This window comes from Pseudoduganella sp. R-34 (assembly GCF_049904655.1).
In the GTDB taxonomy this organism is placed as follows: Bacteria; Pseudomonadota; Gammaproteobacteria; order Burkholderiales; family Burkholderiaceae_D; genus Rugamonas.
In genome coordinates, this window is the sequence record NZ_CP184572.1 from 6,555,259 (window position 1) to 6,568,713 (window position 13,455).

At 62.9% G+C, this 13,455-nt stretch carries 15 protein-coding genes; 11 read left to right on the forward strand and 4 right to left on the reverse strand.

The genetic code is table 11. The annotated features are described in order from the left end of the window. Positions 1–3: 3 nt before the first annotated feature. Both ACN9MW_RS30105 and ACN9MW_RS30110 read left to right on the forward strand, forming a co-directional pair. On the forward strand, positions 4–549 hold the full coding sequence (locus tag ACN9MW_RS30105; protein ID WP_426165862.1) for a YceI family protein: 546 nt from the start codon (positions 4–6) through the stop codon (positions 547–549). A 15-nt stretch (positions 550–564) separates the two neighbouring features. Next, positions 565–1,131: a YceI family protein gene (locus tag ACN9MW_RS30110; protein ID WP_426165864.1), complete on the forward strand. Its 567-nt coding sequence runs from the start codon at positions 565–567 to the stop codon at positions 1,129–1,131. A gap of 59 nt (positions 1,132–1,190) precedes the next feature. Here ACN9MW_RS30110 and ACN9MW_RS30115 read toward each other — a convergent pair whose 3' ends face one another. After that, positions 1,191–2,288: a hypothetical protein gene (locus tag ACN9MW_RS30115; protein ID WP_426165866.1), complete on the reverse strand. Its 1,098-nt coding sequence runs from the start codon at positions 2,286–2,288 to the stop codon at positions 1,191–1,193. 131 nt (positions 2,289–2,419) lie between these two features. Between ACN9MW_RS30115 and ACN9MW_RS30120 the strand changes: the two genes are divergently transcribed. From ACN9MW_RS30120 to ACN9MW_RS30130, 3 genes are all read left to right on the forward strand, one after another. Next, positions 2,420–2,689: a GlsB/YeaQ/YmgE family stress response membrane protein gene (locus ACN9MW_RS30120; protein WP_130309989.1), complete on the forward strand. Its 270-nt coding sequence runs from the start codon at positions 2,420–2,422 to the stop codon at positions 2,687–2,689. Between the two features lie 214 nt (positions 2,690–2,903). Beyond that, a complete protein-coding gene (locus tag ACN9MW_RS30125; RefSeq protein ID WP_426165868.1) occupies positions 2,904–3,155 on the forward strand; it encodes a hypothetical protein in 252 nt (83 codons plus the stop codon). 149 nt (positions 3,156–3,304) lie between these two features. Continuing rightward, entirely contained in the window at positions 3,305–5,467 is a 2,163-nt protein-coding gene (locus tag ACN9MW_RS30130; protein WP_426165870.1) for a S46 family peptidase, read from the forward strand. A 118-nt stretch (positions 5,468–5,585) separates the two neighbouring features. Here the strand turns inward: ACN9MW_RS30130 and ACN9MW_RS30135 are convergent, their stop codons facing one another. Together ACN9MW_RS30135 and ACN9MW_RS30140 are read right to left on the reverse strand one after the other, a co-directional pair. Continuing rightward, the gene (locus ACN9MW_RS30135) at positions 5,586–5,909 is read right to left on the reverse strand and encodes a DMT family transporter (RefSeq protein WP_426165872.1); all 324 of its coding nucleotides are present in this window, start codon (positions 5,907–5,909) and stop codon (positions 5,586–5,588) included. Then, entirely contained in the window at positions 5,906–6,520 is a 615-nt protein-coding gene (locus ACN9MW_RS30140; protein ID WP_426165874.1) for a glutathione S-transferase family protein, read from the reverse strand. The genes ACN9MW_RS30135 and ACN9MW_RS30140 overlap by 4 nt, the downstream gene beginning before the upstream one ends. Before the next feature lie 91 nt (positions 6,521–6,611). Here ACN9MW_RS30140 and ACN9MW_RS30145 point away from each other — a divergent pair, with 91 nt between their 5' ends. The 6 genes from ACN9MW_RS30145 to ACN9MW_RS30170 are packed head-to-tail and all read left to right on the forward strand — an operon-like array spanning position 6,612 to position 13,161. Continuing rightward, positions 6,612–7,511, forward strand: coding sequence for a LysR family transcriptional regulator (locus tag ACN9MW_RS30145; protein WP_426165876.1), 900 nt, complete (start codon positions 6,612–6,614; stop codon positions 7,509–7,511). Positions 7,512–7,543: 32 nt separating this feature from the next. Further along, entirely contained in the window at positions 7,544–8,107 is a 564-nt protein-coding gene (locus tag ACN9MW_RS30150; protein WP_426165878.1) for an NADPH-dependent FMN reductase, read from the forward strand. A gap of 37 nt (positions 8,108–8,144) precedes the next feature. Beyond that, positions 8,145–9,854 (forward strand): M14 family zinc carboxypeptidase, encoded by a 1,710-nt coding sequence (locus ACN9MW_RS30155; RefSeq protein ID WP_426165880.1) that lies wholly within the window; start codon positions 8,145–8,147, stop codon positions 9,852–9,854. A gap of 10 nt (positions 9,855–9,864) precedes the next feature. Next, positions 9,865–12,021: an FUSC family membrane protein gene (locus tag ACN9MW_RS30160; RefSeq protein WP_426165882.1), complete on the forward strand. Its 2,157-nt coding sequence runs from the start codon at positions 9,865–9,867 to the stop codon at positions 12,019–12,021. 8 nt (positions 12,022–12,029) lie between these two features. Further along, complete coding sequence (locus ACN9MW_RS30165) at positions 12,030–12,314, forward strand: YkgJ family cysteine cluster protein (protein WP_426165884.1); 285 nt, start codon at positions 12,030–12,032, stop codon at positions 12,312–12,314. Between the two features lie 7 nt (positions 12,315–12,321). Then, positions 12,322–13,161, forward strand: coding sequence for an isocitrate lyase/PEP mutase family protein (locus tag ACN9MW_RS30170; protein WP_426165886.1), 840 nt, complete (start codon positions 12,322–12,324; stop codon positions 13,159–13,161). Here the strand turns inward: ACN9MW_RS30170 and ACN9MW_RS30175 are convergent. Continuing rightward, complete coding sequence (locus tag ACN9MW_RS30175) at positions 13,147–13,455, reverse strand: hypothetical protein (protein ID WP_426165888.1); 309 nt, start codon at positions 13,453–13,455, stop codon at positions 13,147–13,149. The two genes, ACN9MW_RS30170 and ACN9MW_RS30175, sit on opposite strands and share 15 nt — an antisense overlap.

Here is a 13,455-nt window from a genome sequence, read left to right on the forward strand (position 1 = left end):
CCCATGAAGAAAAGCGTATTACTGGCCGCCCTGCTGGCCGTGGCGGCTGCAGCCAGCGCCGCAGTCCTGAAAGCCGATCCTGCCAAGAGCAGCGTATCGGCCGTGTTCAAGCAAATGAACGTGCCGATCGAATCGAAGTTCAAGAAGCACAATATTGTCATCGACTACAACGCTGCCGCGCCGGACACTTCCAAGGCCACGGTCGAAATCGAAACCGCCAGCCTGGACCTGGGCGAAGCCGAGATGAACGCCGAAGTGGCCAAGAAAGACTGGTTCAACTCGGCCCAGTTCCCTAAAGCCACCTTTGTCTCGACCGCAATCAAAAGCGCCGGCCCGGGCAAGCTGAATGTCAGCGGCAAGCTGACCATCAAGGGCAAGGCCGCCGACGTCACCTTCCCGATCACTGTCAAAGCCGACGGCGGCAAGCAAGTGTTCGACGGCGCGCTGCCGATCAAGCGCCTGGCCTTCAACGTTGGTGAAGGCGAATGGAAAGACACCGGCATGGTTGCTGACGAAGTGACCATCAAGTTCCACGTAGTTGCTCAATAACCCCCTGGAGACACCATGAAACTGAAGTTCCTGACCGCCGCCCTGCTGGCCGTATCCGCTGTTGCCGCCAACGCCGCGACCTACAACATCGACCCGACCCATACCTTCCCAAGCTTTGAAGCCGACCACATGGGCCTGTCGGTATGGCGCGGCAAGTTCGACAAGACCAGCGGCACCATCCAGATGGACCTCGCCGCCAAGACCGGCAGCATGGACATCACCATTGACGCGGCCTCGATCGATTTCGGCATGGACAAGATGAACACCCACGCCAAGTCGCCTGACATGTTCAACGTCGAGAAATTCCCGACCGTGACCTACAAGGGCAAGAACTTCAAATTCGAAGGCGACCAGCTGGTAGCCGTGGAAGGCGAACTGACCATGCTGGGCGTGACCAAGCCGGTGACCCTGAAGGTCAACAAGTTCAAGTGCATCATGCACCCGCGCTACAAGCGCGAAGTCTGCGGCGCCGACGCCTCGGCTGAATTCAAGCGCACCGACTTCGGCCTGAACTACGCCACCCCAGCCTTCGCTCCCGAAGTGAAGCTGGCAATCCAGGTCGAAGCCATCAAGGCCGACTAATACTCCAGCCCGTGTCACACCCGAGAGCCTGACCCCATGGTGTGACACGAACGCGGCCGTTACGGGAGTTCCCGCTCGTAGGCCGCGCGCACCGCATCCCTGGCGTGTTCCCATGCCATGCGCGATTTGCCCTTCACCGTTTCCCAGTCACGTTCCAGCTGGTCTTTCAGCTCCTCCCACGTGCCGCGATAGCGTTGGCGTGCGGTGTAGCCGAGCATGTAGGCTGGCTCGTAATCGTCGTAGTCGAAGGTCGGGTTGAAGTAGGCTTCGTTGCGGTAGTGGTCCTGCCAGTAGACCCGTTCTTCGCTCGGGTTGAGCAGGGTGCCGATGCCCTGGCCTGCCATGCCGCCTGCCAGCGCGCCGATGGCGCCGCCCGCAGCCATGCCGACCGGCCCGGCCGCCGCACCGGCTGCAATGCCGGCTGCCGCTCCGCCGCCCGCACCGACGCCGGTGGCGAGGTTGTGGTCATCCTCATCGTCCTCCGCTTTCGGGTTGACGATTTCCGCCGTCCCCTTGCCGACAAAGGCGCCCGCTACGCCGCCGATCACGGCGCCGGCCACCATGCCCGGCAGGCCCGCAGGTGAGCCGGCAGCAGCGCCAGCCAGCGCGCCGCCGGTGGTGCCGACGCCGACGCCCACCACGTGCTCGCCTTCACTCTCTTTCCACGCGCTTTCAATATCGGCCGCGTCGACCGAATCGCGCGTATGCACGCCCATCAGGATGCCGCCGGAGCGGATGCCTTCTTCATAGTGCTTGATGCGTTCTTCAGGGATGCCGGCGCCGATCAGGGCGCCCACCAGGCCGCCGGCCACGCCGCCAGCGCCGGCGCCTGCCAGCGCGGCTGCCAGCGGACCAGCCACCACGACGCCAAGGCCGGGCAGCACCAGAGTGGTGCCCATGGCCGCCACGGCAGCGAGGGCGGCGCCGATCGCACCGCCAACGCTGGCGCCAATGCCGGCGCCTTCCCCTGCTTTCGAACCCAGCTCCGTACCCGGCTCGCCGCTGAAATAGCGCTGGCGAGTATCGTCGCTCATGACGACGTTGATGTCGTCCTTGCCGTAACCGCGGGAGGTGGCGTGCTGCCAGGCACGCTCGGCGCTGTTGCGGTCACGAAACAGGCCGGTCACCATGCGGGATTGCTTGTCTGCAGTGTTCATGGGAATTCCCCCTTTTTGCATGAGTCCCGGACACGATAGGCCGCGGCGCCCTGCATATCTGTACGTTCGCGCACGGAATATCCGTCCGCGCATGTCCTACACTGGAATCATCAACAATAAGGGGGGCGGATATGAACTTCATTATCTGGATTGTGATTGGCGGCATCCTGGGCTGGCTGGCCAGCCTGGTCATGAAAACGGACGCGCAACAGGGCATGTTCCTCAACGTGGTGGTCGGTATCGTCGGCGCTCTCCTGGGCGGCTGGCTGTTGTCGCCGCTATTCGGAACAGGCACCATCAATACGGACGATTTCAGCGTACTGTCGCTGGCGGTCTCGTTCCTCGGGGCGGTGATCCTGCTGGCGATCGTGAACCTGGTCTTCCGCGGACGGGTCAGATAGGGCGTAAAGATTCCTCACAGGCCAGCGCTGCGGCGCTGGCTTTTTTTTCGCCTTTGCGGAACTTCCCGTGGTATCTGGCGTCCCACGCAGCACCAATAGCAAGGGAGGCTGCGATGGCACAGGGACCGACGGAGCATGACCGTATCAGCAATGTCGAAAAAGCGCTTGATGGACAGAACTTACTCGGGAGCAATTTCGAGACATCCTGAAGCGGATGGATGCTGCGCAAGTGCAGGCCGACGCGAAATACGAGCGCCAGTTAGCCCGGATGGATGCCGAGCACGCGCAGGGCGAAGCGAAATTTGAACATCAGCTAGCACGCAGCGATGCCCTGAATGCGGAAGGGCGGCGGCGCCACGATGAGCTGATTGCGCGAATGGATCGCAAATTCGACCGCCTGACGATCCTGATCCTTACCTCCTGGCTCTCGACGCTAGCCACCGAACTCTACCTCCACTTGCGCTGATACAACCAATGCCGCAGCGCAACAATTCAACATCCCGGCAAATTTTCTTCAGTTTTGGGCCGCTTTTTTGGTGTTGACGCCAGGCGCTGCCGTGCCGATACTCTAGGGCGCCTGCAACAAAGGCCGCTACAACAACCAATTCAAGATCCATGAAAAAATCACTCCTCGCGCTCGCCGTCCTGAGCACCACCTCCGCAGCTTTCGCAGACGAAGGCATGTGGATGCCGCAGCAACTACCACAAGTAGCCAAGCAACTGAAAGCCGCCGGCCTGAAGCTGGACCCAGCCTCGCTGACCAAGCTGACCGAGTTCCCGATGAACGCCATTGTCAGCCTGGGCGGCTGCTCCGCGTCCTTCGTGTCGCCGCAGGGCCTGGTCGTGACCAACCACCACTGCGTGTACAACAGCGTGGCGGTCAACTCGACCAAGGAACGCGACCTGCTGGCCAACGGCTTCGTGGCGCACAGCCTCGACCAGGAACTGCCGGCCGCGCCGGGCAGCCGCGTGTTCGTGACCAAGGAAGTGCTGAACGTCACCGACAAGATCATCACCCCGGAAGTGGCCAAGCTGCAGGGCAAGGCGCGCGTGGACGCGATCGAGAAGAACCAGAAGGCCCTGGTAGCGGAATGCGAAAAGGATGAAGGCCACCGCTGCACAGTGTCGTCCTTCTACGGCGGCCTGGAGTTCTACCAGATCAAGCAGTTGGAAATCCGCGACGTGCGCCTGGTGCACGCGCCGGCAGCCGGCGTCGGCAAATTCGGCGGCGACACCGACAACTGGATGTGGCCGCGCCACACCGGCGACTACGGCTTCTACCGCGCCTACGTGAGCAAGGACGGCAAGGCCGCCGACTACTCCAAGGACAACGTGCCTTACCAGCCCAAGTCGTTCCTGAAGCTGGCGAAGGAAGGCGTGAAGGAAGGCGACTTCGTGATGGTGCTGGGCTACCCTGGCCGCACCAACCGCCACCGCCTGCCGTCCGAAGTGTCGAACACCTTCGGCTTCGAATACCCGGCCTTCATCCAGAACTCGAACGAGACCCTGGCCATCATCGACCGCGAAACCAAGGGCGACCGCGATGCGGCCCTGAAGGTAGCCGGCCGCGTCGCCAACATCAACAACTACTACAAGAACCGCAAGGGCATGTTGAACAGCTACGAAGGCAGCGATGTCCTCGAGCGCAAGACCGCCGAACACGCAGCACTGAAGGCATGGGTAAACGCCGACGCCAAGCGCAAGGCAAGCTTCGGCGCCGACCTGGAAGCCGTGGAAAAGCTGATCGCCCAGCGCGACGCCGAGAACAAGCGCGACTTCTTCTACGACCGCTCCTCGCCAGCCATGCTGACCGTGGCGCGTGCGATGTACCGCCTGGCCAACGAAAGCACCAAGCCTAACGCCGACCGCAAAGCCGGCTACCAGGAACGCGACGTCAAGCGCATCGAGCAATCCGTCAAAGGCGTCAACAAGACGTATGTGGCCAAGGTCGACAAGGCGATCGTGCTGAACAACCTGAAGCAATACAACGCACAGCCGGCGGCGGAGCACAACGCTGTATTCGACTCCGTGCTGGGCATCAAGGCCGGCATGAGCGAAGCCGAACTGTCGGCGGCGCTGGACAAGCTGTACGCCGGCTCCAAGCTGGAAGACGGCGAGTTCCGCGCCTCCTGGCTGGGCAAGAAGCCGGAAGACTTCAAGGCCAGCGACGATGCCTTCATCAAGGCAGCCGTGGCACTGTACGACGAAGGCATGAAGCAGGAAGCCGCCAGCGAAGAACTGGCCGGCAAGATCCAGCAGTCCTACGCGAACTACATGAAGGCCAAGATCGCCTTCATGAATTCGAAAGGCCAGGCGGTATATCCTGACGCGAACAGCACCCTGCGGGTGACGTTCGGCAAGATCGCCAGCCGCGCGGAAGGCGCTGACGGCACCACCGGCTGGTCCGCCTTCACCACCGTGGCAGGCGTGAAAGCCAAGGCCACCGGCGAAGGCGAGTTCAACGCCCCGCAAGCGCAGCTCGACGCGATCAACAAGAAGCAGTTCGGCAAATACGTCGATCCCAAGCTGAAGTCGGTGCCGGTGAACTTCCTGGCCACGCTGGACATCACCGGCGGCAACTCCGGTTCCGCCGCGCTGAACTCGAAAGCCGAGCTGGTAGGCCTGGCGTTCGACGGCACGCTCGACTCGATCATCTCGGACTGGGACTTCAACAAAGCCAAGACCCGCGACATCCAGGTCGACCTGCGCTACATGCTGTGGAACATGAAGTACATCGACAAGGCCGACAACCTGCTCAAGGAAATGAACGCCGAGTAATCCACGGCCCAGCTCGTGTCACACCTTGGGGTCACACCCCAAGTGTGACACGAACACAAGCATTACACGGCTGAGCCCGTGTCACTCTCGGGGTGTGACCCCATGGTGTGACACGGGCTCAGCCGTTTGTGAGCTTGAGGCCGGCGATGCTGGCGATGATGGCGGCGATTAGCAACAGCCGCAACGGTGTGGCACTTTCGCCGTATGCGACGATTCCTACCAGGGCGGCGCCTGCCGCTCCAATTCCCGTAAAGACCGCAAACGCTGTGCCGACCGGCAGTTGGCGCAGGGCCATCGCCAGCAGCACGATCGCGCCGTTGGCGAACGCCAGGCCGAAGAGGCTGGGCCAGAGCCGGGTCCAGCCTTCGGCGTGCTTGAGCGCTACGGCCATGGCGATGTCCACTAGCGCCGCTGCCAGCAACAGGCCCCACGCGGCAATCATGGCTTTGCTGCGGCCAGGCCGCGCTGCACGGCCGGACGCGCGCCTATGCGCTCGACCCAATCCGCCACCGCCGGGAAATCAGCCAGCGTGACGCCCAGCTCGTGGTGCGAGCGTATCCACGGGAAGCTGGCAATATCGGCAATCGTGTATTCGTCGCCCGCCAGGAAGGCCTTGTCGTGCAGGCGTTCTTCGAACACACCCAGCAAGCGCAAGGTCTCGCGGCCGTAGCGTTCCAGCGCCTGCTCGTTGCGCGGACTTCCCTTGGCAACGCCATGGCGGAAGAACCACAACTGCCCTAGCATCGGCCCGATATGTCCCACCTGCAGGAACAGCCATTGCAGCGCCACGCTGCGCTCCACGCCGGAGGCCGGCAGCAGCTTGCCGGCCTTGTCGGCCAGGTGGATCAGGATCGCGCCCGATTCGAAGACCGGCGTGGTGTCGTCCACCAGCAGCGGAATCTTGTGGTTCGGGCTCATGGCACTGAACGGCGGCTGGTGTTGCTCGCCCGCGGACAGGTTCACATGGTGTACCTTGTGCGGCAGGCCCAGTTCTTCCAGCGCGATGGTGATCTTTTGCCCGTTGGGCGTGTCGGCGGTGTACAGGGTTAGCATGGTCGGCTCCTTTCGTGTTTTGATGGAGCCCAGTGTATGCCCCGCAAAAACGCATTAAAATTCCCTAAAACAGCAGAACGGTTAAGCAAATATGCAGAAACTTGACTGGGAGGACTTGCGCTACTTCGCTGCCGTCGCGCGCGGCGGTTCCATCTCGGCCGCAGCCCGTGAGCTGGGCGTCAACCATTCCACCGTGCTGCGCCGGATCGATAGCCTGGAGCAGTCGCTCGGCGTGCGTCTGTTCGAACGCCTGCAGTCCGGCTATGTGATGACCGGCGCTGGCGAGACCCTGCGCGGCCGCCTTGGCCCCATCGAGGAGGAAATCGGCAGCGCCCAGCGCGAAGTGGGCGGCCTGGATGAAGAACTGCGCGGCGCCATCCGCCTGACCACCACCGACACGCTGGCGCATGGCCTGCTGATGCCTTACCTGCACCGCTTCCAGGAAGCCCACCCTGCGGTGCAGCTGCAACTGGTTGTCAACAACAGCTTCCTTAACCTCACCCAGCGCGAAGCCGACATGGCGCTGCGTCCGTCGAACACGCCGCCGGCCAACCTGGTCGGACGCAAGGTGGGTGCCCTGGCGACGGCGCTGTATGCCTCCCACGCCTACCTGCGCCGCGCCGATCGCGAGGGCATCGCACGCGATGACTGGGCGGCGCACCGTTGGGTGGCGCCGGACGACAGCCTGTCCCACCTGGCGGCTGCCCAATGGCTGGCCGAGCGCGTGCCGCCGTCGCAAGTGGCGGTGCGCACCGACAGCCTGGTGACCATGGTCGACGCCGCGCGCAACGGCATGGGCGTGGCGCCCCTGCTGTGCATGCTGGCCGACCGCGAGCGCGCGCTGGAGCAGTTGGCGCCGCCGGACCCGCGCTTCCACACCCAGCTCTGGGTCCTGAGCCACCGCGACTTGCGCAACGTGGCACGGATCAAGGCCCTCAGCCAGTTCCTGTACGACACCCTGCGACAGGACGCGCATGTTTTCCCCGCTTGATGTACATTGTCTGTTTTACAAGGAGCTACACCATGACCAAGAAAATCGCCCTCATCGTCGGCAGCCTGCGCAAGGATTCGCTGAACCGCAAATTCGCCAACGCGCTGGTGGAAGTGGCGCCAGCCGAGCTGCAATTCGAGTTCGTCGACATCGGCGACCTGCCGCTGTACAACCAGGACCTGGACGACGCCAACACTCCGCCTGCCGCCTGGACTGCCTTCCGCGACAAACTGCGCAATGTGGACGGCGTGGTCTTCGCTACGCCGGAATACAACCGCGGCACGCCCGGCGCCCTGAAGAACGCCATCGACGTCGGCTCGCGTCCATGGGGCAAGAGCATCTGGGCTGCCAAGCCGGTAGGCGTGATTTCCGCCTCCATCGGAGCGGTGGGTGGTTTTGCGGCCAATATGCAGGTGCGCCAGTCCATGGTGACGCTGAACGCGCCCGTCATGGCCGGCCCGGAGGTCTACATTGGCACCGGCCAGAACCTGCTCGGCGAAGACGGCAAGGTCAATAACGACAAGACCAGGGAAGTGCTGGCCGGCTGGGCCGCCGCTTTCGCGAAATGGGTGGAGGCTAATGGCCGCAAGGGCTGAACCTGGGGCCAAATGGTAAAATCGCTGATCCCCCCACATGCAGAAACCTGAGATCCAGACCATGCAAGAAATGCTCACGCCTTACGAAAAAGGCAATAAGAACCAGACTACCCTCTGGACCGAGTGCATCGCCTTCTACGAAGAACTGGCACGCCGCTTCCCGAATATCCTGAAATTTGAACAGGCAGCCGTGTCGGACGGCGGCATCCCCCTGCATGTGGGCGTGGTCAGCGCCGACGGCGTTTTCGACCGCGAAACGATCAAGCGTGAAGGCCGTACGGTCTTCTTCAACAACAACGGCATCCATCCTGGCGAGCCGGAAGGCATCGACTCCTGCATGGCGACCGTGCGCGACCTGTGCTTCAAGCCGGAGCTGCTGGCAAGCCTGGGCAAGACCGTGCTGCTGTTCGTCCCGGTCTATAACGTGGACGGCTGCCTGAATCGCCAGAACACCTCGCGCGCCAACCAGGACGGCCCGGAGATGTTCGGCTTCCGCGGCAACAGCCGCCACCTGGACCTGAACCGCGACTTCGTCAAATGCGACACGCTGAACGCGAAGTTCTTCAACCAGCTGATCACCGCCTGGGATCCGGACGTGATGGTCGACACCCACACTTCCAACGGCGCCGACTACAGCTACACCATGACCCTGATCCACACCCAGTGCGACAAGCTGGGTGGTGAACTGGGTGCCTTCCTGCGCGACACCATGCTGCCGCAGATCTATGAGGACATGGCCGCCGCCGGCTGGCCGACCTGCCCTTACGTGAACCCTGTGGTGGAAACCCCGGATGACGGCATCGCCGACTTCCTGGAAACCGCACGCTTCTCGACCGGCTTCACCGCCCTGCATAACATCATCGGCTTCATGCCGGAGACGCATATGCTGAAGCCTTACGCCGACCGCTACGAGTCGATGCGCGCCCTGGTCGACACCGTGCGCAACTTCACCGTCAAGCACGGCGAACAGATCAAGGCCTTGCGCGCGGCCACCAAGGCCGCGCAGCGCAAGCAAAAGGAATGGGCCGTCACCTGGCGCATGGACGAAGAGAATCCAGGCACCTTCCACTTCAAGGGCTACGAGGCGCAGCGCAGCCCGTCCAGGCTGGGCGACTACATCCGCCTGTCCTACGACCGCAGCAGGCCATGGGCGCGCGACATCAAGTGGTTCAACCGCTTCCCCGCCGATGCAGTGATCAGGGCGCCGAAGGCCTACGTCGTGCCGCAGCAATGGCGCGAAGCGGTCGAGCGCCTGCAGTGGAACGGCGTGCAGATGACACGCATCGAAGCGCCGACCACGGTGCAGGCCCAGTACTACCACATCAACAGCGTGACATCGCGCCCGACCGCCTACGAAGGCCACATGTTCCACGACGAAGTGGAAGTCGAAAAGCGCGAGGGCACGTTCGAGCTGAGGGCCGGCGACTGGTACATCTCGCTGGACCAGGACAACGCGCGCTACGCCGTCGAGACCCTGGAACCGCAAGGCCACGATTCCTTCTTCCGCTGGGGCTTATTCAACTCCGTCCTGGAGCGCAAGGAGAACATCTCCGACTACGTGTTTGAAGACCTGGCCGCCGACATCCTGGCTGCCGAACCGGAAACCAAAGCCAAGTTCGAGAACTGGAAAGCCGCCAACCCGGCGCTGGTGAAGGACAAGGACGCAGTGCTGCACTTCATCTTCCACAACTGCCAGCGACAGCGCGAGCCGGAATGGCGCCGCTACCCTGTCCTGTCGATTGTGTAAGACGGGGACCATGCACTACGCACTAGACCCCCGCACCTTCTTCTACAGTCACTACTTCCACCTGGGCCTGCGCTTCGGCGCCGGCCTGGTGGGCGTTATTGCGCTGGCCATGTGGCTGACCGACACGCATACCGCGATGTCGATCGGCATTGGCGCGCTGTGCACTGCGTTGATGGACATGCCAAGCCCGCTGCGCCACAAATTCAACGAGATGATGGCATCGGTGCTGCTATGCACCGCCGTCACCCTGCTGATCAGCCTGTGCGGGCCTTATTACTGGCTGCTGATGCCGATGCTGGTGGCGGTGAGCTTCTTCGCCAGCATGATGGTCGTGTATGGCAAGAAGTCGATGCCGCTGCAACTGGCGACGCTGTTCATCATGACCATGTCGACCGAGCATGTGCTGACGCCGGCCCAGTCGTTCGCGCACGCCGGCCTGTTCATGCTTGGCGCACTGGCTTACCTGGCCTATGCCATGGGCATTGCCTGGGTGCTGCGCCACCGCATCAAGCAGCAGGTGCTGGCGGAGGCGCTGTTTGAGCTGGCGGCCTATATCGACATCAAGGCCGACTTCTACGACACGCGCTACAACCTCACCGAGCAGTTCAACAAGCTGGTGCGCCACCAGGCCCTGCTGGCGGACCGCCAGCAGGCCTCGCGCGACCTGATCCTGCGCGCGCACAACAACCGCAAGGATGCGGTGGTGGTGCAGATCCACGTCTGCATGCTGGACCTGTACGAGCAGGTGCTCGCCACGCACACCGATTATGCGTCGCTGCGTACCCACCTGCTCGACTCCCCCGCGCTGCGCACCCTGCACGACTTGGCGTACAAGGCGGCGCGCGATATCGAATCCGTCGCGTATGCCGTGACCCGCAAGCGCGCTTCCTACCCGGAAGTCGACTACACGCCCGAACTGGCGGCGCTCGAGCAGCAGATCGCCGGCCTGCAGGACGACCTGGATGCCGGCAAGCCGCGGCGTGAAGCGGTCACCGTGCTGCGCGCGCAGCGCAACAAGATCACCGCCATCATCCGCATGATCGGCGAGCTGCACGTGTCGAGCCAGAAGGTCTACGAAGACACGCCGTTCTGGCGCGACATGGACATGCAGCCCTTCCTGTCGCAGCAGAAGTACGAACTGCAGCTCATGCTGTCGCACTTCCGCATGGATTCGCCGATCTTCCGTTTCGCCTTGCGGGTATCGATGGCGATTGCCGCCGGGCTGGCGATCGGCGCGATGCTGCCGTACAAGGCACACAGCTACTGGATCGTGCTGACCATCGTTATCATCCTGAAGCCCAGCTTCAGCATGACCAAGCAGCGCCGCTCGGACCGCATTGTCGGCACCATCATCGGCTGCATCATCACGGCCGTGGTGCTGAAGTTCATGGACCACCCGGCGGCAATCCTGACGGTGCTGGTGCTGTCCTGCATCGCCACCCCGACCTTCATCTACCTGCGCTACCGCTACGCGGCGATTGCAGTGTCGGTGATGATCCTGCTGTGGATGTACCTGGTCGCGCCAAGCAGCAACCTGATCTCCGAGCGCCTGGTGGACACCTTCGTCGGCGCCGCGATCGCGACTGCCTTCAGCTTCGTGCTCGCGAACTGGGAATACCAATCGCTGCCGCACCTGATCAGGCAAGTGCTGTCGGTGAACCTGAGCTATATGGAAGCCAGCTTCGACCTGCTGCAAGGGAAGTACCGCAACGACTTCATTTATCGCATCCAGCGCAAGCGGCTGATGGATTCGCTGGCCGCGCTGAGCGCCGCGCTGGTGCGCATGCTGGATGAGCCGGAAAGCAAGCAGCGCGCGGCGGAGGACATCAACCTGTTCATCGTGCAGAACTACTTGCTGGTGGCGCACGTTGCCGCCCTGCGCGCGATCCTGCGCCGCCACGTGCGCGACATCCCGAGCGATGCGGTAAATGCCATGCTGGATGCCAGCCACGCCTCCGTATGCCGCACGCTGACGGTGGCACTGTCGCGCCATACCGGCGCCACGCCTCCGGCAGCACCGCTGCGCCGCGAGCCGCTTGCCGAGCCGGAAGTCGCCTGGTCCGGCTGGCCGCTGGTGCAGCGACGCATCCGCCTGCTCCAGGCAGATGCGGATAAAATCATCGTTCATAGTGAAGCGATTGTTCGCAACGTTGCAAACGGTGATTGAGGAATGGGATGTCGCACTGCCAAAGCTGCGGCGCATGCTGCGCCAGTTTCAGGGTTTCGTTCTACTGGGGCGAAGCTGTTCCCGCACACCTGACGGTACCCATCACGCCTCACCGTGCCGCCATGCGCGGCACGGAATCCAGGCCGGTGCGCTGCATCGCGCTTGAAGGGGAGGTGGGCAAGGCTGTCGGCTGCAGCATCTACGCCGAACGCTCCTCCACCTGCCGCGACTTCACCGAATACACCCCTGAATGCAACAAGGCCCGCGCCATGCACGGGCTTCCGCCAATTTGAGGACATCATGAAAAGCCAGCTTGAGAAATCGAAGGAGTTCGAAGCACTGCATAGGAACGGCGCCTGTTTTGTCATTCCCAACCCGTGGGATTGCGGCTCGGCGCGATTGCTGCAGCATCTCGGCTTCAGGGCGCTGGCCTCCACCGGCGCCGGCTACGCTTTTTCCCAAGGGCGCAGCGACCTGAGTGTCGACGCGCAGGCCATGATGCCGCACTTGGCCGAGCTGGCCGCCGCCACCGACCTTCCAGTCTCTGCGGACCTGCAGAACGGCTTCGGAGACGCACCGGAAGCGGCAGCCCGGGCCATCATCGAAGCTGCCAGGGCGGGTGTGGTCGGCGGTTCCATCGAGGATGCCAGCGGCAATGCCGGCCAGCCGGTCTACGATATCGGCCTGGCTGCCGAAAGGATTCGCGCAGCGGCACAGGCAGCCCGGTCGCTCGGCTTCAAATTCATGCTGACGGCTCGCGCGGAAAACTACCTATACGGGCGCCCGGACCTCAGGGACACGATCCAGCGCCTGCAGGCCTACCAGGAAGCGGGCGCGGACGTGCTGTTCGCGCCTGGCATCCAGTCGAAAGACGATATCCGTGCCATCGTGTCCTCAGTTGACCGGCCGCTGAACGTGATCATGGGATTCCAGGGTGTCCAGCTCACTGTTGACGAACTGCGCGAGCTTGGCGTGGCCCGCGTGAGCCTGGGCGGTTCGCTGGCCCGCGCAGCTTATGGCGCCTTGCTGCGCGCGGCAACCGAAGTGCAGTCTTCCGGCACTTTCAGCTATGCAGAAGAGGCCATTCCGGCCAAAGAGATGAACCGCATCTTTTCTGCCGGCGACTTATTTGCCCGCTAGCCGTTCGCGAATCTTGCCGTCGACATACAGGGTCCGCTTCTCACCGGACACGACGTATTTGATCTCGCAGTCGCGGGGAACAGTGCCGAACGAGCGCCCGTTGACGTAGACGATACGGTCCTTCAGCTCCACCGTTTCGCCGTTCATGACTGCGATTCCGGTCTCGCCGCGGATGACCGCCACGTTGTCGCCATGCTCCTGGCGAATCGATGCCGAGTTTGCCGCCGGCTCCGCCGCATGTGACGGCAACAAGGCGAGCGCCAGGATCAACGCCGCAGGATGGACAATTTTCAT

Bases quoted from the DNA above. Each gene is read 5' to 3' on its own strand.
- ACN9MW_RS30105 (WP_426165862.1), top strand. From the start codon at position 4: ATGAAGAAAAGCGTATTACTGGCCGCCCTGCTGGCCGTGGCGGCTGCA.
- ACN9MW_RS30130 (WP_426165870.1), top strand. From the start codon at position 3,305: ATGAAAAAATCACTCCTCGCGCTCGCCGTCCTGAGCACCACCTCCGCA.
- ACN9MW_RS30175 (WP_426165888.1), bottom strand. From the start codon at position 13,455: ATGAAAATTGTCCATCCTGCGGCGTTGATCCTGGCGCTCGCCTTGTTG.
- ACN9MW_RS30155 (WP_426165880.1), top strand. From the start codon at position 8,145: ATGCAGAAACCTGAGATCCAGACCATGCAAGAAATGCTCACGCCTTAC.
- ACN9MW_RS30150 (WP_426165878.1), top strand. From the start codon at position 7,544: ATGACCAAGAAAATCGCCCTCATCGTCGGCAGCCTGCGCAAGGATTCG.
- ACN9MW_RS30160 (WP_426165882.1), top strand. From the start codon at position 9,865: ATGCACTACGCACTAGACCCCCGCACCTTCTTCTACAGTCACTACTTC.
- ACN9MW_RS30125 (WP_426165868.1), top strand. From the start codon at position 2,904: ATGGATGCTGCGCAAGTGCAGGCCGACGCGAAATACGAGCGCCAGTTA.
- ACN9MW_RS30120 (WP_130309989.1), top strand. From the start codon at position 2,420: ATGAACTTCATTATCTGGATTGTGATTGGCGGCATCCTGGGCTGGCTG.
- ACN9MW_RS30165 (WP_426165884.1), top strand. From the start codon at position 12,030: ATGTCGCACTGCCAAAGCTGCGGCGCATGCTGCGCCAGTTTCAGGGTT.
- ACN9MW_RS30170 (WP_426165886.1), top strand. From the start codon at position 12,322: ATGAAAAGCCAGCTTGAGAAATCGAAGGAGTTCGAAGCACTGCATAGG.
- ACN9MW_RS30145 (WP_426165876.1), top strand. From the start codon at position 6,612: ATGCAGAAACTTGACTGGGAGGACTTGCGCTACTTCGCTGCCGTCGCG.
- ACN9MW_RS30140 (WP_426165874.1), bottom strand. From the start codon at position 6,520: ATGCTAACCCTGTACACCGCCGACACGCCCAACGGGCAAAAGATCACC.
- ACN9MW_RS30110 (WP_426165864.1), top strand. From the start codon at position 565: ATGAAACTGAAGTTCCTGACCGCCGCCCTGCTGGCCGTATCCGCTGTT.
- ACN9MW_RS30135 (WP_426165872.1), bottom strand. From the start codon at position 5,909: ATGATTGCCGCGTGGGGCCTGTTGCTGGCAGCGGCGCTAGTGGACATC.
- ACN9MW_RS30115 (WP_426165866.1), bottom strand. From the start codon at position 2,288: ATGAACACTGCAGACAAGCAATCCCGCATGGTGACCGGCCTGTTTCGT.